We start from the raw sequence: 24828 nt of genomic DNA on the forward strand, positions 1-24828 counted from the left end.
CCCCTTCTAATTATTTTCCTCTGTTATTTGTATAAATACATCTTCTAAATTGCCCACTGCTTTAGCAAAACCTATAACTGATATCTCTTGTGTAACTAAAGCTTTTAATATTTCCTTAGCTTCTTTATCCCCTCCAGCTACACTTGCTGTAATTTTATTTCCATCTAAGGAAATCTCTTTAACATCTGGTATCTGTTTTAGAACTTGTATTGCTTTTTCAGGGTCCTCCATAACAGTTATATTAATAGGGGCTGTACCTGATGCCCTAAGCATAACTTCTTCAACAGTTCCTTCACATACTATAGATCCATTTTTAATTATTCCTATTCTAGTACATATTTCTCCAAGTTCAGATAGTATATGAGAAGAAACTATTACAGTCTTCCCCATTTCTTTAAGATTTTTTAATATACCCTTCATTTCAAATCTTGCTCTTGGATCCATACCTGAAGCCGGTTCATCTAATATTAATAATTCTGGATTATGAACTAAGCATCTAGCTAAACATAATCTCTGCTTCATCCCCCTTGATAAACCATCTACATTTGCATCCCATTTATCTTGTAAGTTAACAAGTTCTAATAAATCCATTGATAACTTTCTAGCTTCTTCACCAACAATTCCGTATATAGAAGCATAAAATTCTAGGTACTCTATAGCTCTTAAATTATCATAAACACCAAAGAAGTCTGGCATATACCCTATTTTATCCTTTAATACTTTATTATTTTTTATTGCATCTATTCCATCTACATAAACTTCACCACTGTCTGGGGAAAGTAATCCAGAAACTATTTTCATTGTAGTACTTTTTCCTGCTCCATTTGGACCAATAAATCCAAATATCTCACCTTTTTCTATTTCTAAGTTTAACCCATTTAATGCCTTAAACTTACCATAGGACTTTTCAAGGTTCTTTATAACTAGCATTATTTTTCCCTCCCCTTAACAGTTATTCTTGGAACCATTGACTGGCCTTTCATATCATCAACAACTACCTTTATTTTCACAGTGTTATTTTCAATGTAGTTTCCAATATCCTCTATCTTTTCAAAGCCTTGAGATAATGTTATCTTTTCATATTCACTAGTTTTGTAGTTATATATAAACTTTTCACCGTTTTCTCCACCATTATAACCATATCTATCAACACCAGACTTTACTATGATCTCTGTAACATCAATATTATCATCAATTTTATAGTCAAACACCATTTCACCTTGCCCATATATAAAGCCATTGTATTCATCTAAATGAACATTAGCAGATGATTTAGAAGTATCAACTTTATATGCGAAGAATCCATCAGGAAAGTTTAAAATACCATCTTTACTCTTAAAATCAATATTTACTTCTTGTAGTATTGCTGTTGTATCAAATTTTGATATAGATTTTTTACCAAAATCCATTCCATAATCTATAGGTAAATCAGTAATAGCAATAAGCTTTATTTCTTTATTTATATTTACCTCTTCAAAAATCGTTGCTAGTAAGCTTGATATTCTTAAAATATTTTTATATTCCTCTGTTTTTATCTTTTCTTTATCATTCCATCTTGCATCATAGTACTTTTGCCTCAAAGTATCTGAATAAGCTTGAAGTCCAGCTCCTCCAGCTGCAGTTGCTCCTTCTATTTTCTTTTCTTCTCCTTTAGATAGTCCTCCAAAGTCCCATACATTTTGTCCTGCAACTAAAATTAACTTACTTATATTTGTATCTAAATTATTTTTTATAGTTCCATTTAAATTTCCATCAGATAAATTAAAGCTTGAATCAATCCTAGGCACAACTTGCTCTTTACCTACAACCTCAAAGGCTTTAATATCTAGTGCATCGTTATCTGCAAATGTAAAGTAAGAATTATTTCCTTTATAAGTTGTTTTTACCCTTAATCTATCCTTTATTTCTTCTTCTGGATCACCGTAATAATGCATATCCTCTGTAAGATAACTCATCGTTAAATCTTCTGGCTTTTCTATAATTACATCTTCTTTATACTTTGTTCCTATTCCTATATATCCCTTTGCTACTCCCTTACCATTTTTATCTACTGAAACTATATTATTTTGATTTAAAATTACATCATTCACTCTTGTTGATGAACCTATAAAATAAATAACTAATGCAAATATAATTGAAATTACTGGAACAGCTATCCAAGTTAAATCTCTTTTATTTAACTTCTTTAAAACTATATAAAGTACAACTCCTATAATTAAAGCATATAAACTAAATACTACAATTAATGGCTTTGTTCCTACTATTTCATTTATTGGGATACTTCTAACAAGCTCTGTAGCTCTATAATATCCCTGTCCCATATATTTACCATTCATATTCTTATCAAAAATTCCATTTGCTGTATCTGTAAGCATTACACTTAAGAATTTACTTGCATCCTTTGACGATATTAATGGTTCTAATCCTAAATCAAAAGTTGTTATTAATATTTCACCTTTACCTTTTTCAATAGAATAAACTAATGGTTTTTCTGATGTCCCATTTTTAATTTTTGCACCTTTAACTTCTAAATTAGAAGTTATAAGTTTTAGATTATCTTCAACTAAAGTTACATTTTCTTCTTTAACTCCATTAGATTTTATTTGTAAGAAATCTTTATCTATTCCACTTATAGTTTTAGCTTCATTTGCCCCAGAACCTAATATTAAAGTTCCGCCTTTGCTAATCCATGAATTTAATGCAGCATACTGCTCCTTTTTTAAATTAGACATATTATAGTTATTTATTATAATTACATCTAATCCATCTATGTTTAAACTATTTTCGCCTATTATATTTTCATCTAAAGTTACATTTTCAATTAATCCATCAAAGCCTCTATTAGTGTTAAATTTTACACTTCCTACATATCCAAGTGAAGTAGCATCATCTGTTAGAATCCCTGTAAACATATTTGTTTCTGTTACTCTTCCACTTGAAACTAATGCTTTCTTTTGAGTTAAAACCTTTCCATTTTCAACAATATTAACTGTCATCTTGCTTGAATTTTCTAATACTTTTACAGGTATTACAACTTTACTTATTTCACCCTTAGTTAATGAAACTTCCTTACTATAAGCATCATAAGTTCCCATATTTGAACTAGCCACTCTTATTTCTATTTCACCTGTGAAATCCTTTTCTAAGCTATTAACTTCAACAGTTACAGGTATATATTTCATAGCTCTATACTTACCTTGAATTCCATAACTAACTTTTATTTCATAATTCTCAGAATCATTAGTTTTAGCTTCAACTATTACAGAAGTAAAAAATAAACTAGTTATCATTAAAGCTACAAGAGTAGTTATAATACCATTTCTAAAAAACGATTTCATCATTATTCCCCCTAGATTACATAATTTTTATAATATGTAATAATTATATCCTAATTAGTATAAGATTCCCTTATTAAATTCTTAAAAATTTCTTATTTTTAACAAATTTATCAAATATTATTTTATTATATATAAATTTTTTGTATTTCTGTAGTAATATCTTAATATTATATATTTCAGCATTAATAATTATTTAAAATAAAAAACTATTACAACATTGCGTAATAGTTTTTTCATACTCTTCTCTTACTTCTGTTCCTACATTTTTGAAGCCCATTAATTTAATTGTCTCAATTAATGTCTCATCACTAACACTTGAAATTGCTGCACTAGTCATATTTTTACCTTTTCAATTAAATCAAAATACTCTTTTTCAAATTTATATGCAGTATTTATTAATTTATCTTCACTAATATCTGATAGTCTTCTAATAAATAATGCTCCATAATTAAATGCATAGGTATAGAATATTCTTATCAACGAACAACCGGATTTGCTTTGCATAATATATTATATAAGTTCCTATTTCAAAAGATAATATATGAGGAGAATCTATATGAAAAAAATCAAAGAAATTATGAAAGAAATGAATAATATCAATCAACAAATTGCAGTAACAATAAACAATGAATTAAAGGAACCAGAGGAATTAAAAGCTGCAGTTCAAGGTAGCCCTTCATGTGTAGATCATTCAACCACATGTGGCACTGTTACTGATACTAGCCGTGATATACCATTTTGTTGTTCTGTGCCTATACCTGGAAATTTTCTTCCTGTTCTTTCTCAACGGCCTAAAGTTCTACTAGATCCAAGATGTTTAAAAGCTATAATTGAACCATGTTGTTGTAATGGAGTCCCAAAGTGGGATATAAGAATAGTTGGATGCATTCCATTTATTGTAAATATAGATATTGATAATACTGGAGTTTGCCCTGATCCTAGTGATTCTACGATAGCTACATGTTGTTCTAATAGTGTATGTGTAGATAGAGTTATTTGTAATAAATGTACCTATGAGGGTGCAGTAATTTCTCAGTCTAAAATTATTTTCGATTGCGCTAGCGTTTTTGTGTCAAACCTTGCTCTATCATTTAATACAGGAGATTGCTTTGTAAAAATAACAGGTACTTTTAAACTTCCAGCTTGCCCATAGCAGCTATTTAAAACTCAATGCAATATTTTATGATTTATATTACAGAGTACAAATATAATTAGTAGTCCCATAGAAAGAAGTTATACATTCTTCCTATGGGACTACCTTTTATATTTTTCTTTTAACAGATTGTTTCTATATTTATTTTCTTCTCTTCTTTCTTAGTAACACTCCTGCTCCAATTGATCCAATTCCTAGCATCGCTAAGAATCCTGTTCCAACAACAGCTCCTGTCTTAGGTAGTTTTCCTGTCTTTCCTGAATCATTGTTTGTATCACCAGGTGTTTCTGGGTTCTCTGGTACTTCTGGTTTAGTTTCTGGCTTTTCTGGCACTTCTGGTTTTTCTGGTACTTCTGGCTTAGTTTCTGGCACTTCTTTTTTCGGAATAGCTAATCCTTCTTGTGACGTTGTTGAGTTACCAGCTAATGTATCTTGATACATTAGGTAATATGCTGATGCTGACCAACTAAAGTTCTTAGTGTGTAATCCTTCTCCTGTTAATGGGTTATAGTTTTCTCTAATAGGTCCATCCCCTAGTAACCCTTCTGCATTATCAAACATCTTTTTAGACATTCTTACAGCATCATCATAGTATCCATAGTTTTGTAGTGCTTCAACTCCATATAAAGCTTGGTCTAACCAAACTGGTCCCCTCCAATACTTACTTGCATTAAAGCTTGGATTATCTTGTGATGCCGTTCCAAAAGGTACAAATGTATTAAATTTCCCTTCATCAAGCATATTATCTACAACTTTATCTGCCTCTTCTTGTTTTGCCATCTTAGCCCATAATGGTATCCATCCTTCTGGTCCTTTTCCTCTATTAACTAATATTTTCTTTTCTGAACCATCATTATTTATTTGTAAATCATAGAAGAATCCTGTTTCTTCATCAAACATGTTTTCACTTACATATTCTCTTACGTTGTTAGCTTCTTCTTCATATTTTTTAGCATCTCCTGTATTTCCTAATACTTCAGCCATTGATTTTAAGAATCCTTTTTCAGCATAAAGATATGAATTTAAATCTACTGACTCTTGGTTTATTGAGTATCCTAATAAAGTTCCGTTTTTATCTTTATTCTCAAAAACATCTATACCAGTATCTCCTTCTCCATATCCTTGAACATCAAATCTTGGAGCATTATCCATTCCACTTTCCCATGCTGCTGCTGCTATTATTTCATCCTTACTATTATTGTCCTGATGCACCATTCCACCATATTCAGCTATACCATTTTTATCATGGTCTCTATTTGTGTACCACCAGTTATGGTAAGCAACTAATTTTGGATACATCTCTTGTAAGAATGCTGTATCTCCTGTAGACTTGTACACATTCCATACTGACCATGCTGCTAATGCTGGCTTTGAATTTCTCTCATTCCAGTTTCCACCATCATCTCCTCTAGCACCATCTTTATTATAGAAAATACAATCTACAATAGCTCCAGAATCTTGTGGTCTTATAGCATCGTCTTCTGTTACTTGATAATCAAATAAAGCTCTTATATTGTTTTTAGCTAATTCACCATCAAATCTAGCTGTTGCAACAGCTTGCTTCCATGAATCCCATGCCCACATTCCAATAAACCACTTGTATGACATTGAAGGAACTACTCCATCATGTAGTAATGCTCCAGCTGAACTTCTCCAGTTAGTTGTTAATGTTTCAATAGACTTTACAGCTGCATTTTTATAGCTTTTGTCTGTAGTCTTTTCAGCATTAGCGAATGTCTTATCTAAATATCCTTGCCAACGAGTGTTATTAGCCACAAAATGATTCTTAGAATTTAATATTGAATCATCAACTTTTTCTTTTTCAGCACTTAACTCTTCTTTTGTAAATGTATAGCTTTGAGTTGAGTAAGTTTCAAATTTTTCTCCTGCTCCTATTTTTACATTATCCTTAAGCTTAGTTGTATAAGAATTTCCATTTACAGCTGTTTCAACATTCCCTTTATAGTTTACAACAAACTTAGTTTCTTCTGTTGAAAAAAATCTCCAAGTCTCTCTTATATTTGAAAAATTAACTTGAACTCCATTTTTAGTAGCTTCTAAAGTTTGACCTAGGTCGTAAACTTTTCCACCTTCTTTTTCTATAAATTGATTAAATATATTTCCTGTCCACTCTAATTTAAGATTTAATTCATTATTCGTTTTATTTTCTATTTTAGTTTCTATTAATGCACTTCTATTAGTCGCAAATATTAATTCTAATGTTAATTTAAAATTTTCTAAGTCATATGTTTGTACTAATTTTCCTGGATAATAATCGAATGATACTTTTGCTTTACTTAAATCATAAGCTTCTCCATTATCTGCATTTATAATGTTAACCTTACTTATAGTATCTCCTAAATTAACTGGGTACTCTTCTGCTATAATTACAGGACCAGCAAATCCTCCATAAAGATTTGTAGCATCTTTTTCAGGTAAATAGTATCCATGCCATGCCCCCATATCTGAGAAGTTATTATACTTATTAGTAGAATAACTTCCATATAATAAATTAGTTGGATTGGCAGATACATTTAATACATTACTAAATTCTAATACCTCCGATCTTTTATCAACAGCAAGAACGTTTACAGATGATAAATTTAAAACCAAAGTAGCAGCTAATATCATTGCTCCTATTGATTTTTTATTAAGTCTAAAAGCCATATTTCCCTCTCCTTTAATAATATTTTTTAGTTAACGACTACAATATCTAAAAAAGGCAACGCCCAAACAAGGAACAACAAAAATTATTCCTTGTTTAGGTATTGCCTTCTCCAGTAACAATCCTATTTCTGTAATCGTTTATAATTATATATTATATTTTATTGTAAATATTGTCAATATATTTTTTAGTAAAATTTTACTGCTCTATTAACTATTATTTTTTGTGTATTCTAGTTATATCAACATGCTATGTTTTTCATTATAAATACAGAGATCTATTTTTATATTAGGTACATTTTTTTGCAAAATACATACTATATCTTATAAAGAATTATTAAAAAAAATGTATAAAGAAGGGGAATCCATATGAAAAATATCCAAGATATAATGAATGAGATGAATACTTTAAGTGAGCAAATTGCAGTTACATTGAATAATGAAGAAATAGTAGATGGAGAAATAGTAGATGTAGAGATGTCAGGTGATTCAGCTCCTTGTACTACTACTGATACCCCAACTAATCCACCTCCTTGTACTACTGATAATAGCCCAGCATGTGCTAATCCTCAAAGTCGTAATGTACCATTTTGTTGTTCAACAGATTTAGCAACAAATTTTCATTTTAATCAAAATAATCCTAATGCAAGAATATTATATGATTTAAGCTGCTTAAATTGTTTCGTAGATGAATGTTGTTGTAATGGAACACCAAGATTCGATATAAAGATAGCTGGTACAATTCCATTTATTGCTAATGCAGATGTTGTTACAGGACAACCACAACAATGTGTTCAGCCTCCTAATAGCACTATACGTATATGCTGCGAAGGTAGTGTATGCGTAAATAACGTTGTTTGTAATAAATGTACTGAACGAGAAGCTATTATTGCATGTGAACTTATAAAAACTAAGTTAGCAAACTGTGCTTGTGTACCTGCAACTGTTACTGCTACTCGTGGTGCTGGTGCTTCTGCATGTGTATTAGTATTTACAGGTAGCTTCACGCTTCCAAATTGTAATCCACCTTTAGGAAACAATTGTAATCCTGCATAATTATAAGTTTTTTTAATAAGTCTCTGCATTTTGCAGAGACTTATCTTATTTTAAAGTTCTATTTTATATCATGTATATAATAAAAAACTTTTATAATTTCATAAATAATAAAATAAAGTTATAACATTCTATATAATATGCATACTTTATATAAAGAGATTTATACAGAGAGGTGAAATTCATGGCATCATTAGAAAAAAATGTATATATTCTAAAACAATCTAATGGTACTATATGGAATTTTTTGTTCGATAAAAGATTTGGTATTGTATATAAGATTTTAAAAGGAGAAATGTGGGCAAATTATAATACATTAACAAGAGCAACTACTGGAAATTTTTCAGTAAATTTATTACCAAATGATAATATATGCCTTGTTTATGAAGATTTAGATGGAAACTTAATTATGAACTTATACGACCATAAAAAGTGGAATAGCTACTATCTTATTGAAAATGATGAAAAAGAAAAAATAGACATTTATTTTAAAACTCTTTTCTATAAAAATGAATTATTTTTATTTTACAGTATTTACAATAAAAACACTAATATACTAACAATAGTTTCTCAATTAGTTGATGAGAGAGGAAATTTAGCTCCACCGAAATTAATTGATTATGTTAATTTTAAATATGATATTCCATTTTACATTTATACTTCAACTGAAAATATATTATACATTATGTACCAAAAACAAGAAAATAATTATCTTCTAGGCTATAGGATATTAGATGATTCTTCTAAAAATTGGTCTAAATTTCATGTAATTGATGATTGTTCTTCTCCCTTCGAAGAATATTCTTTATTATCCCTTAAAGATAAAATACACTCACTTTATATAAAAAAAGATGACAATGATATATATTCATTAATCCATTGTGAAGGTAACTCATCATCTTATAATTACAATAATATTTGCAGTCATAGAAATATTATTTCTTCTGCTTTTTTTATAATAGATAAGCATATTTGGTGTTTATGGATTCAAGATAATAAAATTTATAGTACTGTTTCTATTGATGGAGGTAATGTATTTAGTACTCCTCCTCAAGTTGAATTAATAGATTCACAAAATATATCTAAATTAACCTATTTATCAAATTTCTTAGAAAATAATAAGGATATATGCAGAGGCGAATTATTTTTAAAAAATGTTGATTATCCTCACTGTTTAGTAATTGATGATATTTATGGAATAGTTCATAGAAACAATAAAAATAATAGTTATTTATTTTATCTTCAATATTTTATATCAGCACTTAATAAAGAAGATAACCACTATAAAAGTGATATAGTGGAAAGAGCTATAGCAGAAAGAGATATTTTAATTGAGAAGCTTTATAATATGGTAAAAGAAAAAGAAAGTAAATTGGTGTCTTATGAAAGTAAATTTAAGGCAGTAAATGAAAACCTAGCAAAGTTTAATAAAAACAAAAATGAATTAAATGAAGGTATAAAGCTCCTTGAAGATAATCTCCTAGACAAGGAAAAAAAATTGAATGAACTTCAAATGATATATATTGAAAAAGAAAATGAATTAGAATTATTAAAGGAAGAATTAAGTAATATAAAGTTACAAGAAATCAATGGCTTTGATATAAAAAAGACCTTCAATAAATTTAGTTCTATCTTTAAAAATTAATTTTAATGTATGTAATAGGAGACTGTAATAATGTTTCCTATTTCTTTTTTATCTTTATAAAATAATAATAACCACCTAATTTATGATGGTTATTATTACTTTTCCATAAGTTAAAAATCTTAGCTTTTTCTTAACTTCATACTGCATTTCCAACTATGTTTTGTTTTTAATTATATATTCACCCATATCAATCCATATCTTCACACTTTTTTAATAAGCGTATATAGTGATTAGCTTCTCTTAGTACATGGTCAGCTAGAAGTGGTAATATTATAGATTTTATTTTACAGGCATCTATTCCTTCTGTACCCGCCTTCTTAAAATCTCTTAATTTGATTGTTTCCATTAATGTGGCATCAGTAACAGTAGACATTGTTGCATAAGTCATATTATTTGCTTTTTCAATTAAATCAGCATACTCTTTTGCAAAATTATTTGAAGTGTTTACCAATTCATCTTCACTTGGATCAAGTAATCCCCTGATAAACAAGGCATGCTCCATCATAATTTGATCCCAGAATAATTCAGTATCTCTGATATTTTCTGTTTCAATATCCTCATTATTCTCAATTGCATATATATATGAACGATATAAATTAGCTTCACGTATTATATGCTCAATAAGCAAAGGATAATTTACTGTAAATAATTTACAAGATAACATTCCATTTAAGACCCTCGTCTTTAAATCTATAAGGCCATCTAGTAATTTTATAGCTCTATTATTAATTTTTTTTACACAACATATTATTTTATCATCAAATTCTGCATTATCTTTACCTTCTAGCTTTGACTCCATAATAGTTATTTTGGAGTTTATTTCTATTCCTGTATAGTACTCTGTTTTTCTTTCTGTGCTTAATGTATAATCAGTAAAAATTTCTCCAGAATCTAGTACACATTCTCTAACTTTTCCATTACTTAGTTTAACTACATCTAATAGAAGCTTTTCAAATTGTACTTTATAATCATCTGCTTCCTTAGAAAGTTTAGTATTTTTAGGTGTAAATCCTGCCTCTAAAAAAAGAGAGTGTTCTTTCATGATTCGTGCAAAAAATAGGTGCAACTCTAAAGATAAACTAACATATCTTCGACGACTTAGCATAGTTTTCCTCCATAAAAATTTTACTATATTCTATTCCTAAGTATGTCTTTATGTTCATATTAAAATTTTACTTATTTGAAGAGTAATTATTGAAATTTAAAGCTTACTTTACTATATTAGTATCTTTATTAACATGTTTACTTATAATTGAATATATTACTATAAATAAATTTTATATAGGAGACCTCTATGAAATATTTTATTAAGACAACAGATAATTCAAGAGTATTAATTGAAGATTTAAACTATGATGCCGAAAAAACCCTTCTGTTTATACATGGCTGGCCACTAAATCACAATATTTATGAATACCAATTAAATACTTTACCTAAAAAAGGATATAGATGTATTGGAGTTGATTTGAGAGGATTCGGTGAATCTGATAGACCTTATACTGGTTACGACTATAATACAATGGCATCTGATATAAAAAAAATAATAGATGTACTTAAATTAGATAACATAACGCTTGTTGGACATTCTATGGGTGCAGCCCTCGCAATAAGATATGTATCAAAATATAACTCCTTTGGGGTTTCTAAAATTTGTTTAATAGGTGCTGCTGCACCTAGTTGGATTAAGACAGAAAATTGGACTTATGGATACACTAAGGAAGAAGTTGATATGTTTATAGACCAATCTCTCAGCGATAGACCTAAACTCATTAGTGACGTTTCTAATTCATTCTTTTATAAATACGTATCCCAACCTCTTTTAAACTGGTTCTTTGATATATGCCTATCAGCTTCTGGATGGGCTACTGCTCAATGTTTAATGAGTCTTCGTGATGAAAGATTATTTAATGATATACCTAATATAAAAATTCCTACATTAATCCTTCATGGAACACATGATAAAATTTGCCCATACGAATTTGCTCAGTATTTGAATAAAAATATTAAGAATTCTACTCTTGTTCCATTAACTGAAAGTGGCCATGGTGCTTTTATTGAAGAAATGGATAAAGTAAATAACCATATTATAAAATTCGTTGAAATGTGATTATGTAACTACCATATCAGCAAAAATATCTAATAGAGCCTAAGTTAAAAAGCTAACCCGTTTTAAATATATACTTAATTAAGAACATATTTTAAAACGAGTTAGCTTTTTATATTATATTTTTTTCTTCTTTTAATATTTCACTTAATAACTCTGGATAATCTGTAAATAGTCCATCTACTTTATTCTTAATAAGTAGTCTCATGTACATTGGATTATTAACTGTATATATATTTACTTTTAAATCATTTTTATGAGCTTCTTTAATTAATTCTTCTGATACAAGAGTTAAAGCTGGATGAATTGCATCTACATTTAAATCTTTTGCATATTTAATTACATTTTCTATAGGCTTGTCATATAGTATTGCTGTCTTTATGCTACTGTCTAGCTTTCTTGCTATTCTTATAGATTCATGATTAAAGCTTGATAGAATTATTTGTTGATTTAATTTATATTCATTTATCAAGCTAATTACATCTGATTCTATTTCCTTATAATGAATTTCATCTGTTTTTAATTCTATATTCAACATTATATTATTTTTTTTAACTAGTGATAAAACTTCTTCTAATGTAGGGATATAACATTCTGGATGATCTCTAAAAAGTTTTTTTCTGTTTTTAAACTGTCTTAATTCTTTAAGTGTAAAATCCTTAATTAAACCTCTTCCAATATAAGTACGCTCTATATTCTCATCATGAATAACTACAATCTCATTATCTTTAGTCTTATGCACATCTATTTCTAATCCACTTGCTCCTGCTTTAATTCCTTCTTTTAAAGAAAGCATTGTATTTTCTGGATAATCAAAGCTTGCTCCTCTATGTGCAAAATTTATCATAATTTTCCTCCCTATATACCTTAAAATTAATTCAATATATTTATACTATAATATAAAATAATTAAACTCTTATTGTCTTAAGGTTAATTTACCTTAACTCTATATAAAACAATACTTTTAAATTTATATTACAAAATTGTATCTCTCATATATATATTTATTAGATATACGTTTATTAACATTAATTAAATTTTATCCTTAATATTAGTTTATCTATTACTATTCCTATAAATATACCAACAGTATAGCAAATTAAATCAGAGAATAAAAAACCATGTCCTAATATTAATGATCCTAATAAGGTGCTTCTTATTTCATTAATCCAACTTGCTTGATATAGCTGAGAAATTTCTATTGTATAAGAAAAGATTAAAGATATTATTGTAACCTTTCTTATGGAAAGCTTATTAAATAGAAAAGCAATTCCAAGGTAAACCATTGTCGCCCATAAGGTGTCCCCTGCATAATTCGCAATAAAACTAGGCAAATAATCAATGTATCTTCTCGATGCCAATCCTAAACACATTACCACTAAAGTAAGTAAGAAATAAATTATTCTCTTCCTAATAAAACTACTTTCTCTACTATTAAATAAATCTCTCAATGATATCATTTAGTATAATCCTCTATTTTTCTATAAAATATTTCTTCTGGATATAATGCTATAACAGAATCATCTTCTATTAACTTATAATACCTTGTTGAATAGGTAACTACAAATTTACTATTTGGCAATTGAAATTTTAATATTTCTCCATAACAATTAGACTTTCCACCAGATGGCTCTCCTATAAGTTTTGCATTAGTTTCATTTTTAAATTCATAGGCATTTAATAGTGCTGAAGAAAAAGTTCCTCTACCAATTATAACACTTAAATTTTCCTTTCTATTTATGCATGTACTTTTTTTAATAAAATCTATAAGTGGTCTAATTAATCTGGAATCTCCCCCTAGGTTATCACTTAAATCTAGTGTTAGCTTTTCAATTGAATTTTTATTAATATACTCAATGACCTTATTTATTTTCTCACTTAATTTCATAACTCCATCTTCTCTACAGGAATTATATTTTATATATATTTCTTTTGTATTCTCTATATGTTCATACCAAAAATTTTTAAACTCATTTTTTGCATACATAGGTAATTTATATTCTTCATTATATATTAATTCATCTAAGGATACAGTTTCTACGTTAATTTCACAATCTTCTAATTGAATCGTAACTCTATCCACTGAGTCTATTAACAATAATCCATATAGTATATCAGCAGCTTGCATATATCTCATACTTTGTTCTTTAAATAAAAAATCATTTTCATATGATATTATTTCTTTTAATTCATCTATTACTTCAGATACAAATACACCTTCAATTGAAATTACCTTTTTATATAATACACTTTTATACTTTTCTGTTACTTTTATTATATAAATACCATCTTGAAACCAATAAAACTTAAAAGGTAAATACTTTTTTACTGGAAAAATAATAGAAGTATGTGCATCTTTAACCGATGCAACAATTCTACTTAACTCTACCTTCATATCATCATAATCTAGATTATTTATAATTGATTTTAAATAATTTATTTTTTCTTCAAATTCTTCTCTTGATGTGTTAAAAAATAAATTTTTATGTCTTTTTATTAAATTTTCCTTCAAATAATCTATATCTTCAAACCATTTTTCTTCCCATTTACTGCTCATTCTAGCTCCTTACTTTTTTAATAATTATATTAATATTATAAATTAATTTTTACTTTCTTTATATAGTAAATATAGTTTATCTAAATTACTGCTTATCAAAATCTTATTAATTTTTATAACACATAGACATTAACTAAACCTATACTTTTTAATTAGAATAAATATGTCTATTATTTTCTCTATATGATTAGTAATAACATTAATTATATTTATATCTTTTAAATATTTACTCATAGAGTTTAATTAATAAAAAAGTACACCAAATTATTAGTTTGGTGTACTTTTCATTAACTTTTAGATGTTATGACAATCCTCGTAAAGACCTTCAACCTTTTCCCAATCTATTACATTCCATATATTTTTAACATACTCAGCTCTTAAGTTTTTATATTTTAAGTAATAAGCATGCTCCCATACATCTATTGTTAAAATAGGTATAAGATTATCCATTACAGGTGAGTTTTGATTAACTCTTTTAACTATAGATAATTTTCCATCCTTATCCTTAACTAGAAAACCATATCCTGATCCGAATTGAGTTATAGCTGCATTGCTTAATTCTTCTTTTAAGCTTTCAACACTTCCAAAGGTTTTATTTATTTCATCAAGTAGCTTTCCTTCTGGAGCCTTCCTTGGCGTTGGTGAAAGTATTGAAAAATATAAATTATGATTTGATACTCCTCCACCATTGTTTACAACACCTGGTCTTATTTCCTCTGGTAGATCTTCTATATCTTTTATTAATTGATCTAATGTTTTTCCTTTTGTATATTCTTCATATCCTTCTAAAGCTTTATTTAAATTAGTTTCATATGTTTGTAGATGTTTTTCATAATGAGTTCTTACAGTTTCTTCATCTATATAGGGCTCTAATGCATTAAATGCATATGGTAAGTTTATTTTATTATACATAACTTATTTCTCCTTTATCTCAATCTTTTACTTAAAAGCTATTATTACTTTCCCCATATACTGCAATTATTATGTATATATTAAGCCACTAACTTTATTAGATTGTTTTAGTTTTCTATTTCACATAAGCATCTCTTCATTGATTCATATTCATATTTAGGTGCAACTTTAAGCTCATTTTTAATTTTATTTAATAGCTCTATTATTATCTTCATAAAAATAACACAATTATTTCATATACTTTTTTTAATTAGTAATTAGGAGGATATCTATGAGTATTAAAAGAGAAAAATTTAAAGTTTATGAAATGACTTGTACATCTTGTGAAAAAAGAATTGAAAACTCTGTGAAAAAAATTAATGGCGTAATAAGTGCCAAAGCAAACTATACTAAAGAAACTTTAGAAATTGAATATGATACTAATATATGCAATCTAGATGAAATAAAAAAATCTATAAATAAATCTGGTTACTCTACTGAAGCTTCAAGCAATTTTGAATTTATAGGAATACTTGCAATAATATTTATTATATTAATTCTTGGATTCAGAACTAGTGGTTTTGATATGGAATCAAAACTTAGTAATGCTTCATATGCTTTTCTTTTTATAGTTGGTATATTTACATCCATCCACTGTGTGGGAATGTGTGGAGGTATAATGCTTTCTCAAAGTTTATCTTTTGCTAAAGAAAGTAAATACAAACTTGAATCCATAACTCCTTCTCTATTATACAATGTTGGTAGAGTTATCTCTTATACTATTTTAGGTGGAATAATCGGTGGTATAGGATCAGTATTTTCATTATCAATTACTGCAAAAGCATTCATTCAAATATTTGCAGGGATATTTATGGTTATAATGGGTTTAAACATATCAGGATTTAAATTTTTTAGAAAGTTTAGTATAAGAATTCCTAACTTTTTATCTAAGTATAAAAGAAAATTTAATTCTCCTTTCATTGTAGGACTTTTAAATGGATTTATGCCTTGCGGTCCACTTCAAACTATGCAGCTTTTCGCTCTTGGTACTGGAAGTTCATTAAAAGGAGCTTTATCAATGTTTATATTTGCTTTAGGTACTGTTCCTCTAATGCTTACTTTTGGTGCAATTTCTGGTTTCTTAAGCAAAGGCTATACTAAAAAACTTGTTAAGCTTAGTGGTGTTCTTATTATAGTTTTAGGAATAATAATGGGTAATAGAGGCTTAGCTCTTTCTGGAATAAATCTAAGTCCATCAGGCTTTATGATGAAAAATTCTTTTGCATCAAATGCTAGCACAGATTCCTCCAAAGCAGTTCTAGAAAATGGAGTTCAAGTTATAAATATGACTGCTAATAATAATGGTTACAGCCCTAATGTATTTTATGTTCAGAAAGGAGTACCTGTTAAGTGGGTAATTAATGGTGAAAGTCTTAACTATTGTAACAATTCAATAGTAGCTAACTCATTAAATATTCAACAAAAACTTAAAAGTGGTGAAAATGTAATAGAGTTTACGCCTAATGATACAGATATAAATTTTAGTTGCTGGATGGGAATGATTAGAGGAGTAATTAAGGTGGTTGATGACCTATCTTCAGTGGATGCATCTAAGTATGATCCATCACTTCCTAGTGCTAGTAATGGACCTAGATGTCATACTAGTTCTTTAACTGGATCTTCTACTTATCCTGAAAGCTTAATTACAACTTCAAAAGTTACTGAAAAATTTCAGGCTGCTATTATCAATGGTGTAGGTAATGAATTTCAGCCATTAATACTAGTTTCAAAAAATAATCTTAACTTAAAACTGACTGTAGACTTAACTAATTATACTAATTATGAAGGTGAATATATAATATCAAATGTTAAAGATGGAAGTGTGGTAAAATCCTTTACTGGGCAAAAATCAATATTTGAAATCAAATTAAATTTCAATAATCCTGGTGGATATGCAATAACTAAAAACGGTGAAATTCTTTGTATAATTGAAGTAGTTGATGATATAGATAATATTGATTTTGATGGAATTCTAAATAAATATATTAGTTTTAATTAAATACTTTTAAGCTAATAATTTCAATATCAATAAAAATTTAAATGGCGTTCTGATACCAATATAATAAGTCTTAACTTAATAATCTTGGTACTAGAACACCACTTAATTTAAAATTCAAAATTATTATAATATGAAAAATATATAATTTTGTGTAATTATATATTCTCTCAGTATATAAATATAAAGGGGTGCACGAAACGCGCACCCCTTTATATTTTACTAAATTTACTAATTCTAATAACTTTCTACTATTAACATATGCAATATATAAATCTTTTTTAATATATTATGCTAGTAAATAGGAAAATTATAAAGCACTCTCTTATTTACATTATTACATTGTCAAAAATAATCTTAAATGTTGTGCCTTTACCCTCACTAGATTTTACTTCTATATTAGCATAATGTAAACTTAGTGTTTTCTTTACTATTGTTAAGCCTATACCATCACCTTCTACTTTTTGACGACTCTTATCTCCTCTATATAATCTTTCAAATATAAAAGGTAAATCCTTTTCTTTTATTCCTTCTCCTGTATCTACAACTTCTACTATAACTTTATTATTTTCTTTATATAAATTAATTCTTACCATTCCATCACTACCTGTAAACTTAATTGCATTAGTTATTAAATTTATAAATACTTGTCTTAACTTATCTTTGTCTCCTGGAATAATGTAAGCTTCATCTTTTTCTATACTATAATCAAAATTTATGTTTTTACTTTTAGCTTCTAAATAAAAATCTTCAGCTAACTCAATAATAAATTCATCTAATAAAATTTCTTCAAACTCTAAATTTATACTTTCATCTTCAAATTCCTTTAATACATCTAAGTTATTTAACAACTTTCCAAATCTTATTACTTCATCATTTAAGGACGATAATCTTTGATTAGATACTGGAAAAATTCCATCTATCATTGCTTCTAGATTATTTTGCAGAACATTAAGTGGAGTTCTTATTTCATGGGATATGTCAGATACAAGTCTCTTCCTTAACATATCTTGATTTTTTAACTTCTCACCTAATATATTTATACTTTCCCTTAATTCTTCAATTTCTTCAATATCACTTTTTGCATTAGACTTTACTTCAAAATCTCCTCTTGAAAGTCTTTTTGATATACTTGCTACCTTTTTTATTGGGATTGATAATTGCTTTGAAATATATAAGCTTATTATAATTATAATTAATATTGTACCTATACCACTTAATACTATACTTTTATTTATAGATGACTTAAACTCTAAATCTTCTTCTGTTAATAATATAGAAGAATATTGACCTAACTCTACATTTCCCACAATTTTTCCGTCTAGTACTATGTTAAAGTTCTTAGTAACATATACTCCCTTATCCTCTATATTCATATTTTTTAAATGACTATTATCTTTTATATCAGCTGGATCCATTCCCCAAACTACATTTCCATCAGCATCTCTTAAAGTTAAGCAATAATTTCCCATATATGCTTCATGCATTAGCTCAACTCCAGAATTTTTAGTCCATCTTTTATCTCTTTTATATGCTTCTTCAAAGTACGAAACTATTCTTTCATTTCTTTTATTTTGAACATCTATCATATATTTATTAAACTTATTATTTATAGTCATATTAACAAATAATATAATTAATATAATTGCTGAAATGGATGATATTACAAATAATATGCTTAGTCTTTTTCTTATGCTCTGCATTTATATATCACCACCGAACTTATATCCAACCTTTGTTACTGTTAAGATATATTTAGGATTTCTAGTATCTTCCTCTATTTTCTTTCTTATATTTTTTATATGTACATCTATAGTTCTATCATATCCATCAAAATCAATACCAAACACATTTTCAATTAATTGCTCTCTAGATAAAACTTTTCCTTTATTAATTAATAGAGTATATAAAATATCAAATTCACTTGGTGTAAATGGTATTTCCTTGCCTTTAAGCTCTACTATTCTCTTTTCATAATCTATTTTTAGTATTCCATCATTAAAAATATCACTTATTTTATTATTTGTATTTATTCTTCTAAATAAAGCATTTACCCTTGCTGTAAGTTCTCTTGGACTAAATGGTTTAATTAAATATTCATCAGCCCCTATATCTAAGCCAATAATTCTATCATTTAAACTAGCTTTTGATGTTAACATAAATATATATACATTAGAAGTTCTTCTTATAATTTTACAAATCTCTTCTCCATCTATATCTGGTAGCATTAAATCTAATATAACAAGCTGGAAATCTATTTCCTTAAAAACTTCTAATGCTTTAATTCCAGAGTTACATACCTTTACATTATATTTATCTTTTTCTAAATATGCCTTTATTACATTAGCTACACTTTCTTCATCTTCAATTATTAAAATATTACTCATGTTAAACCTCCCTCTTTTAATATTCAGTCATATATATAATAATATAAACTTTATCAAATTCTTTTGAAGGTATTATGAAGATATTCTAAATATCTAATTTAAACTATCATTTAATTTCATGTCCGCAATATGGACAATATTTATATTCTGAATCAACTACCTTACCACAACTTTTACAAACACTATTTATATTATAATCATAACCATACGCATTATTAACTTCATTTAAATCCCAATATGTTATATCTATATTTTCTCCTCTCTCTATCATCTTTCCCTTTTCCTTTGAAATAGAAAATATCTTCTTACAACTTCCACATTCTACATAGTATTTTTCATTCCATTTGAAAATAGGTATAAAAAAGAAATGGAAAAATTCATAATGCTTTATAACTCTAGCCATACTTAATCTATTACAACTCTTACATGTTAAATTATTTATTACTTTAATTTCTTTCTCTTTATTTTCTATTCCAAAAATCCCTATAAAAAACATAGCTATTCTCCTTATATAATACTTAGTTTATTATATTTATTTTATCATCTTTAAAATAAATAAGAAGTCAGAATTTATAATAACTCTAACTTCTTATTCAAAAATAATATTTAATTTTATCCATATTTCCTCTTATTTTATTAACCTTGTTTTTATAGTTGTAATCGATTGTTAAAATTTTAATATGAACTTTACTATTACTGATCACTAAAATATATTCTCCTATATAACTTTACTATCACTTTATTATATTTTAGATACATTATGTTTTATTCTTCATTTATTTTAGGTATATCTTATCTTTTTCCATGTATCATAAATATCTTTTTCTATTTGACTTGTTAAAACTTTCTTTTCTTCTTCAGTATAATAAATTGAATTATTTATATCCTGCTTTTTATAAAATAAGTTTCTTATGGATTTATTTAAGCTACAGTGCTTATTAGTATCTATTTTTTTCATCATTAAATCACCTCCTTATTATACTTATACTATTATTATAAAATGATTTATTGACATTTTCGTTACAAATTATTCTAACTTTAGCATATTTAATTAAATCTTAAGAAATTAAAAAGCTTTAGATTAACTCCAAAGCTCTTTAGTAATATTTTTATTTGTTTTCTTCTATTAAAGCTTCTATTTTATCTCTACATCTACTTGCTCCGCAAAATCCTGTTCCAGCTCCAGTTGCCTCTTGAACTTTTTCAAATGTATCAGCACCATCTTTAATAGCTTTAACTATTACATCTTTTTCTACACCTTTACATAGACAAATTAAATCCATATTAATCACCTCTTTATAATATTATCATATTTATTATTTTCAAAAGAGGTTTTTTTATTATAATTTCTAGATATTTTTAATTTTTTCTTCTGCTATTTTTGCTCCTAGTTCTATTGCTAATTTATTTAATTCATAATTTTCTTTTTTTCCATACTTCTTAATAGAGTTTAGAATATCTTCTATTGAAATTATATTTATTTTCTTAATTAAAAATCCAAGTAGTATCATATTCGCATTTCTCTTATCTCCTAGCCTTTCTGCCTTTGTTTCAGCATCAATTTTATATACTTCTACACTGTCAAAAAGCACTTCATCCTTTATCATATCCGAATCTATTATTAAAGTTCCATTTTTCTTTAACAGTTTTTCAAACTTATCTAAAGAAGGCTTATTCATAGCTACAACTGCATCTGCTTCTGATATAACAGGAGACCCAACTTCTTCACTTGAAATAATAACTGAACAGTTTGCTGTTCCACCTCTCATTTCAGGTCCATATGATGGTAACCACGAAACGCTTAATCCTTTATCCATAGCTGCATAAGCTAACAGCTTTCCAATTGTCAATATACCTTGTCCTCCAAAGCCTGCAAATATAATTTCTTTTTTAATCATTCTACTTATCCTCCTTTTTACAATCCTTTTTAACACCTAATGAATAATATGGAATCATATTTTCTCTAAGCCACTTTAAAGAATCAACTGGAGATAAGCCCCAATTCGTTGGACATGTAGATAATACCTCTATAAAAGAATAACCTAATCCTTGAATTGAATTATTAAAAGCTTTTTTTATAGCTTTTTTAGCTTTGGTTAGGTTAGGTATATTATCTACACTTACTCTTTCAACATAACATGCGCCATCTAATGTTGCTATCATTTCTGATACTCTTATTGGGTATCCTTGTACTTTAATATCTCTTCCATATGGGGATGTTTCAGTAACTTGCCCCTCTAAAGTTGTAGGTGCCATTTGTCCTCCTGTCATGCCATATATACAATTGTTTACAAAGATAGTCACTATATTCTCTCCTCTTGCTGCTGCATGAATAACTTCCCCAGTACCTATTGCTATTAAATCCCCATCTCCTTGATAAGTAAAAACTACTTTATCTGGATTAGCTCTTTTTATACCTGTAGCCACTGCTGGTGCTCTTCCATGTGGTGCTTGGAACATATCACAAGCAAAATAATTATATGCAAGTACAGAGCATCCAACCGATGCAACTCCTATAGTCTTATCTAATATTTCTAATTCTTCTATTACTTCGCCTACTAACTTATGAATTATTCCATGAGTACATCCTGGACAATAATGTGTAGGAACATCTAAAAGTACCTTTGTTGGCTTATAAACAATGCTCATCTTATATACCTCCAATAATAGATTTTATATATTTATATATTTCATCTACTGTTGGTACAATTCCACCTGTTCTACCATAGAATCTAACTTCTTCTTTTCCATTTACAGCTAGCTTCACATCTTCAACCATCTGCCCACAATTCATTTCTACAGACAAATAACCATTTTTACTTTTTCCTAATGTTTTAGTGAATGCTTCATTAGGAAATGGCCATGTTGTTATAGGTCTTATTAATCCTAAGTTCACTCCATCTTTCTTTGCAAGACTTATAACACTTTTACATATTCTAGCCGTTATCCCATAAGAAACTAATATTAGATTACAGCAATTTTCACAGTTATATAATTCATATTTAGCTTCATTTTCTTTTATTATTTTATACTTTCCTTGAAGCTCCATATTAAGTTCTTCAAGCTTCTCTGGATTTAACTCCAATGAATTTATTATATTATGTTTACTTCTCTTTCCTAAACCATTTGCAGCCCAACTCTTTTCTGGTAATGCTCTTTTTTTATTATCCTTAAATTCAACACCTTCCATCATTTGTCCTAGCATACCATCAGCCATTATCATTACAGGTGTTCTATATAAATCGCTTACATCAAATGCCTCACAAATTAAATCTATCATTTCTTGAATAGATGCTGGCGCATAAACTGGTATATTAAAATCTCCATGTCCTAATCCTTTATTTACAAATAAATAATCCGATTGAGCAGGTTGTATTCCACCAAGACCTGGACCACATCTAACTACATCAACTATTACACAAGGTACTTGTGCAGCTGCTAAATATGATATCCCTTCTGTCATCAAACTTATTCCAGGACTAGATGATGAAGTCATACATCTAACCCCTGTCCCTCCACAACCATATACCATGTTAATAGCTGCAATTTCACTTTCCGCTTGTAAAAAAACTCCATTAACCTTTGGAATGTTCTTTGCCATATATGCTATTAATTCAGTTTGAGGAGTTATAGGGTATCCAAAAAAGCATTTGCATCCAGCCCTAATAGCTGCTTCTGCTATAGCTTCATTTCCTTTCATTAGAAACTTTTCATCCATAGTTATCTCCTACCTTTCAATCGTTATTACACAATCAGGACAAATTTTCCCACAAGATGCACAAGCTATACATTCACTCATAAGATTCTCCTTTATTCCAGCTGGGTGATATCCCTTGCTATTAAAATTCTCTTTAAAACTTATAATTTTTTTAGGACATATATTTATGCAATGCCCACACCCTTTACATCTTTCCTCTTTAAATATAACCTTAGCCATTTGATTCCTCCTTATTATTCCCAAGGCATGTCCATATATAATTCTATAGGTAACACTTCTCCATTAACTTTATCTTCTATTACCTTCTCAAAGTTTTTGGTACACACAGTATATTTGTAAGGAATGCTTAAAAACTTAGATAACTTCAAAGATTCTATATCTCCTTTCAATATATGTTTATATTCTGTTTCCTTCATCATGTGAGTATTCGATATAATATCAGTAACTCTTAACTTACTAGATAATTCTATAGATTTTAGATATTTACTTGCCATACTACAATTTAAGGTTTCTAGCCTTGAGTTATTTAAAACATAATACATTGAGTAATCTTCATCTTCAAAGTACTTGCTATACACACCCAGAACCTTCGCCCCTACATCATCTCCACCAATATCAAATATAACTTCATAAGATTTATCGTTAAATACAGATAAAATTTCTCCTGATAGCACCATAAGTTCTGCATTAACTAAATCTTTTCTAGAGCTTATAACCCTTATTTTATAATGATTTTCTAGAGTTTCTTTAATATCTCTTACACAAAAATAAGGATTAATTATGTCCATATCAACTAATGCTACCTTTTTACCTTCTTTAGCCCTCTTGATAGAATAATTAATTGCAATTTCTGTCTTACCACTACCAAAGTGTCCAGTAAATATCTTAATCCTACTCACACTAACACTCCTTCTTAAACATTCTTATTTAAATTATATTTTCTATTTTGTATCTTATGATAATAAAAGGTGTTATAACAAAATTCTCTTAGATTTTTACTATAATGTTTTTTGTTACTAACCATCTATATATTTCATTTTAGCTATTGATATATTCATTATAATTTGATATCATATTTAGATGTAATAAATACTTTTTTTATGTATAGGGGAGTAGTTAGCTCTATTTTAGAATGAGTTACTAAGTCAACATATTGAACTTGGTTCTGGCTTAGTATTGAATAACGAGACTTATGCGTAGCTTTGCTACGTATAAGTCTTTTTTATTTGTTTATCATCTATAAAAGTCAATAAAATCCTAAA

25 protein-coding genes are annotated in these 24828 nt (G+C 27.8%); 5 read left to right on the forward strand and 20 right to left on the reverse strand.

Translation table 11 applies throughout. The annotated features are described in order from the left end of the window. Window positions 1-6 precede the first annotated feature (6 nt). The 4 genes from ACZJV1_RS15405 to ACZJV1_RS15420 form a co-directional block, all read right to left on the reverse strand. Window positions 7-930: an ABC transporter ATP-binding protein gene (locus ACZJV1_RS15405; RefSeq protein ID WP_463650705.1), complete on the reverse strand. Its 924-nt coding sequence runs from the start codon at window positions 928-930 to the stop codon at window positions 7-9. Next, entirely contained in the window at window positions 930-3338 is a 2409-nt protein-coding gene (locus ACZJV1_RS15410; RefSeq protein ID WP_463650706.1) for a hypothetical protein, read from the reverse strand. Before ACZJV1_RS15410 ends, ACZJV1_RS15405 begins: the two co-directional genes overlap by 1 nt. 193 nt (window positions 3339-3531) lie before the next feature. Further along, the gene (locus tag ACZJV1_RS15415) at window positions 3532-3675 is read right to left on the reverse strand and encodes a hypothetical protein (protein WP_460286721.1); all 144 of its coding nucleotides are present in this window, start codon (window positions 3673-3675) and stop codon (window positions 3532-3534) included. Continuing rightward, entirely contained in the window at window positions 3672-3842 is a 171-nt protein-coding gene (locus tag ACZJV1_RS15420; RefSeq protein WP_460286720.1) for a hypothetical protein, read from the reverse strand. The genes ACZJV1_RS15415 and ACZJV1_RS15420 overlap by 4 nt, the downstream gene beginning before the upstream one ends. 52 nt (window positions 3843-3894) lie before the next feature. On the opposite strand from ACZJV1_RS15420, the gene ACZJV1_RS15425 reads away from it, so the two are divergent. After that, window positions 3895-4491: a hypothetical protein gene (locus tag ACZJV1_RS15425; protein ID WP_460286719.1), complete on the forward strand. Its 597-nt coding sequence runs from the start codon at window positions 3895-3897 to the stop codon at window positions 4489-4491. Window positions 4492-4632: 141 nt separating this feature from the next. Here ACZJV1_RS15425 and ACZJV1_RS15430 read toward each other — a convergent pair whose 3' ends face one another. Then, window positions 4633-7158, reverse strand: a complete 2526-nt coding sequence (locus ACZJV1_RS15430) for an MGH1-like glycoside hydrolase domain-containing protein (RefSeq protein WP_463650707.1) — start codon at window positions 7156-7158, stop codon at window positions 4633-4635. 366 nt (window positions 7159-7524) lie between these two features. Here ACZJV1_RS15430 and ACZJV1_RS15435 point away from each other — a divergent pair, with 366 nt between their 5' ends. Both ACZJV1_RS15435 and ACZJV1_RS15440 read left to right on the forward strand, forming a co-directional pair. Beyond that, a complete protein-coding gene (locus ACZJV1_RS15435) occupies window positions 7525-8211 on the forward strand; it encodes a hypothetical protein (protein WP_460286717.1) in 687 nt (228 codons plus the stop codon). Window positions 8212-8392: 181 nt separating this feature from the next. Next, window positions 8393-9853: a hypothetical protein gene (locus ACZJV1_RS15440; protein ID WP_463650708.1), complete on the forward strand. Its 1461-nt coding sequence runs from the start codon at window positions 8393-8395 to the stop codon at window positions 9851-9853. A 187-nt stretch (window positions 9854-10040) separates the two neighbouring features. Here ACZJV1_RS15440 and ACZJV1_RS15445 read toward each other — a convergent pair whose 3' ends face one another. Continuing rightward, a complete protein-coding gene (locus tag ACZJV1_RS15445) occupies window positions 10041-10958 on the reverse strand; it encodes a DUF2935 domain-containing protein (RefSeq protein ID WP_460286715.1) in 918 nt (305 codons plus the stop codon). A 189-nt stretch (window positions 10959-11147) separates the two neighbouring features. On the opposite strand from ACZJV1_RS15445, the gene ACZJV1_RS15450 reads away from it, so the two are divergent. Then, window positions 11148-11960, forward strand: a complete 813-nt coding sequence (locus tag ACZJV1_RS15450) for an alpha/beta fold hydrolase (RefSeq protein WP_463650709.1) — start codon at window positions 11148-11150, stop codon at window positions 11958-11960. Between the two features lie 109 nt (window positions 11961-12069). On the opposite strand, the gene ACZJV1_RS15455 is transcribed toward ACZJV1_RS15450, so the two are convergent. From ACZJV1_RS15455 to ACZJV1_RS15470, 4 genes are all read right to left on the reverse strand, one after another. Then, window positions 12070-12804 carry a glycerophosphodiester phosphodiesterase gene (locus tag ACZJV1_RS15455; protein ID WP_463650710.1) on the reverse strand — a complete coding sequence of 245 codons (735 nt, stop codon included), beginning with the start codon at window positions 12802-12804 and terminating at the stop codon, window positions 12070-12072. A 181-nt stretch (window positions 12805-12985) separates the two neighbouring features. After that, window positions 12986-13417, reverse strand: coding sequence for a ribosomal maturation YjgA family protein (locus ACZJV1_RS15460; RefSeq protein WP_460286712.1), 432 nt, complete (start codon window positions 13415-13417; stop codon window positions 12986-12988). Next, the gene (locus ACZJV1_RS15465; RefSeq protein WP_463650711.1) at window positions 13414-14514 is read right to left on the reverse strand and encodes a S41 family peptidase; all 1101 of its coding nucleotides are present in this window, start codon (window positions 14512-14514) and stop codon (window positions 13414-13416) included. Before ACZJV1_RS15465 ends, ACZJV1_RS15460 begins: the two co-directional genes overlap by 4 nt. Window positions 14515-14808: 294 nt before the next feature. Then, the gene (locus ACZJV1_RS15470; RefSeq protein WP_463650712.1) at window positions 14809-15426 is read right to left on the reverse strand and encodes a superoxide dismutase; all 618 of its coding nucleotides are present in this window, start codon (window positions 15424-15426) and stop codon (window positions 14809-14811) included. 271 nt (window positions 15427-15697) lie between these two features. On the opposite strand from ACZJV1_RS15470, the gene ACZJV1_RS15475 reads away from it, so the two are divergent. After that, window positions 15698-17464 (forward strand): urease accessory protein UreH domain-containing protein, encoded by a 1767-nt coding sequence (locus ACZJV1_RS15475; RefSeq protein WP_463650713.1) that lies wholly within the window; start codon window positions 15698-15700, stop codon window positions 17462-17464. A 326-nt stretch (window positions 17465-17790) separates the two neighbouring features. Here the strand turns inward: ACZJV1_RS15475 and ACZJV1_RS15480 are convergent, their stop codons facing one another. From ACZJV1_RS15480 to ACZJV1_RS15525, 10 genes are all read right to left on the reverse strand, one after another. After that, window positions 17791-19164, reverse strand: a complete 1374-nt coding sequence (locus ACZJV1_RS15480; RefSeq protein WP_463650714.1) for a HAMP domain-containing sensor histidine kinase — start codon at window positions 19162-19164, stop codon at window positions 17791-17793. After that, window positions 19165-19848, reverse strand: coding sequence for a response regulator transcription factor (locus tag ACZJV1_RS15485; RefSeq protein WP_463650715.1), 684 nt, complete (start codon window positions 19846-19848; stop codon window positions 19165-19167). 106 nt (window positions 19849-19954) lie between these two features. Next, entirely contained in the window at window positions 19955-20344 is a 390-nt protein-coding gene (locus ACZJV1_RS15490) for a zinc-ribbon domain-containing protein (RefSeq protein WP_460286706.1), read from the reverse strand. 285 nt (window positions 20345-20629) lie between these two features. Continuing rightward, window positions 20630-20809, reverse strand: a complete 180-nt coding sequence (locus tag ACZJV1_RS15495) for a hypothetical protein (protein ID WP_411168778.1) — start codon at window positions 20807-20809, stop codon at window positions 20630-20632. Between the two features lie 148 nt (window positions 20810-20957). Continuing rightward, window positions 20958-21131: a (2Fe-2S)-binding protein gene (locus ACZJV1_RS15500; protein WP_411168779.1), complete on the reverse strand. Its 174-nt coding sequence runs from the start codon at window positions 21129-21131 to the stop codon at window positions 20958-20960. Window positions 21132-21197: 66 nt separating this feature from the next. Beyond that, window positions 21198-21746: a 2-oxoacid:acceptor oxidoreductase family protein gene (locus ACZJV1_RS15505; protein ID WP_460286705.1), complete on the reverse strand. Its 549-nt coding sequence runs from the start codon at window positions 21744-21746 to the stop codon at window positions 21198-21200. A gap of 1 nt (window position 21747) precedes the next feature. After that, window positions 21748-22497 (reverse strand): thiamine pyrophosphate-dependent enzyme, encoded by a 750-nt coding sequence (locus ACZJV1_RS15510; protein ID WP_411168781.1) that lies wholly within the window; start codon window positions 22495-22497, stop codon window positions 21748-21750. A gap of 1 nt (window position 22498) precedes the next feature. Continuing rightward, on the reverse strand, window positions 22499-23566 hold the full coding sequence (gene vorB, locus ACZJV1_RS15515) for a 3-methyl-2-oxobutanoate dehydrogenase subunit VorB (RefSeq protein WP_463650716.1): 1068 nt from the start codon (window positions 23564-23566) through the stop codon (window positions 22499-22501). A gap of 9 nt (window positions 23567-23575) precedes the next feature. Further along, window positions 23576-23785, reverse strand: coding sequence for a 4Fe-4S dicluster domain-containing protein (locus ACZJV1_RS15520; RefSeq protein ID WP_463650717.1), 210 nt, complete (start codon window positions 23783-23785; stop codon window positions 23576-23578). 14 nt (window positions 23786-23799) lie between these two features. Continuing rightward, window positions 23800-24465: an ATP-binding protein gene (locus ACZJV1_RS15525; protein ID WP_463650718.1), complete on the reverse strand. Its 666-nt coding sequence runs from the start codon at window positions 24463-24465 to the stop codon at window positions 23800-23802. Window positions 24466-24828: the final 363 nt, after the last annotated feature.

The organism is Clostridium sp. LS3 (genome assembly GCF_055330225.1).

Excerpts from the sequence above, each read along its gene's own strand:
- ACZJV1_RS15485 (WP_463650715.1), bottom strand. The coding sequence starts at position 19,848 with ATGAGTAATATTTTAATAATTGAAGATGAAGAAAGTGTAGCTAATGTA.
- vorB (WP_463650716.1), bottom strand. The coding sequence starts at position 23,566 with ATGGATGAAAAGTTTCTAATGAAAGGAAATGAAGCTATAGCAGAAGCA.
- ACZJV1_RS15510 (WP_411168781.1), bottom strand. The coding sequence starts at position 22,497 with ATGAGCATTGTTTATAAGCCAACAAAGGTACTTTTAGATGTTCCTACA.
- ACZJV1_RS15475 (WP_463650713.1), top strand. The coding sequence starts at position 15,698 with ATGAGTATTAAAAGAGAAAAATTTAAAGTTTATGAAATGACTTGTACA.
- ACZJV1_RS15450 (WP_463650709.1), top strand. The coding sequence starts at position 11,148 with ATGAAATATTTTATTAAGACAACAGATAATTCAAGAGTATTAATTGAA.
- ACZJV1_RS15520 (WP_463650717.1), bottom strand. The coding sequence starts at position 23,785 with ATGGCTAAGGTTATATTTAAAGAGGAAAGATGTAAAGGGTGTGGGCAT.
- ACZJV1_RS15505 (WP_460286705.1), bottom strand. The coding sequence starts at position 21,746 with ATGATTAAAAAAGAAATTATATTTGCAGGCTTTGGAGGACAAGGTATA.
- ACZJV1_RS15420 (WP_460286720.1), bottom strand. The coding sequence starts at position 3,842 with ATGCAAAGCAAATCCGGTTGTTCGTTGATAAGAATATTCTATACCTAT.
- ACZJV1_RS15405 (WP_463650705.1), bottom strand. The coding sequence starts at position 930 with ATGCTAGTTATAAAGAACCTTGAAAAGTCCTATGGTAAGTTTAAGGCA.
- ACZJV1_RS15445 (WP_460286715.1), bottom strand. The coding sequence starts at position 10,958 with ATGCTAAGTCGTCGAAGATATGTTAGTTTATCTTTAGAGTTGCACCTA.
- ACZJV1_RS15480 (WP_463650714.1), bottom strand. The coding sequence starts at position 19,164 with ATGCAGAGCATAAGAAAAAGACTAAGCATATTATTTGTAATATCATCC.
- ACZJV1_RS15470 (WP_463650712.1), bottom strand. The coding sequence starts at position 15,426 with ATGTATAATAAAATAAACTTACCATATGCATTTAATGCATTAGAGCCC.
- ACZJV1_RS15460 (WP_460286712.1), bottom strand. The coding sequence starts at position 13,417 with ATGATATCATTGAGAGATTTATTTAATAGTAGAGAAAGTAGTTTTATT.
- ACZJV1_RS15410 (WP_463650706.1), bottom strand. The coding sequence starts at position 3,338 with ATGAAATCGTTTTTTAGAAATGGTATTATAACTACTCTTGTAGCTTTA.
- ACZJV1_RS15435 (WP_460286717.1), top strand. The coding sequence starts at position 7,525 with ATGAAAAATATCCAAGATATAATGAATGAGATGAATACTTTAAGTGAG.
- ACZJV1_RS15415 (WP_460286721.1), bottom strand. The coding sequence starts at position 3,675 with ATGACTAGTGCAGCAATTTCAAGTGTTAGTGATGAGACATTAATTGAG.
- ACZJV1_RS15500 (WP_411168779.1), bottom strand. The coding sequence starts at position 21,131 with ATGGATTTAATTTGTCTATGTAAAGGTGTAGAAAAAGATGTAATAGTT.
- ACZJV1_RS15425 (WP_460286719.1), top strand. The coding sequence starts at position 3,895 with ATGAAAAAAATCAAAGAAATTATGAAAGAAATGAATAATATCAATCAA.
- ACZJV1_RS15495 (WP_411168778.1), bottom strand. The coding sequence starts at position 20,809 with ATGATGAAAAAAATAGATACTAATAAGCACTGTAGCTTAAATAAATCC.
- ACZJV1_RS15430 (WP_463650707.1), bottom strand. The coding sequence starts at position 7,158 with ATGGCTTTTAGACTTAATAAAAAATCAATAGGAGCAATGATATTAGCT.
- ACZJV1_RS15440 (WP_463650708.1), top strand. The coding sequence starts at position 8,393 with ATGGCATCATTAGAAAAAAATGTATATATTCTAAAACAATCTAATGGT.
- ACZJV1_RS15455 (WP_463650710.1), bottom strand. The coding sequence starts at position 12,804 with ATGATAAATTTTGCACATAGAGGAGCAAGCTTTGATTATCCAGAAAAT.
- ACZJV1_RS15465 (WP_463650711.1), bottom strand. The coding sequence starts at position 14,514 with ATGAGCAGTAAATGGGAAGAAAAATGGTTTGAAGATATAGATTATTTG.
- ACZJV1_RS15490 (WP_460286706.1), bottom strand. The coding sequence starts at position 20,344 with ATGTTTTTTATAGGGATTTTTGGAATAGAAAATAAAGAGAAAGAAATT.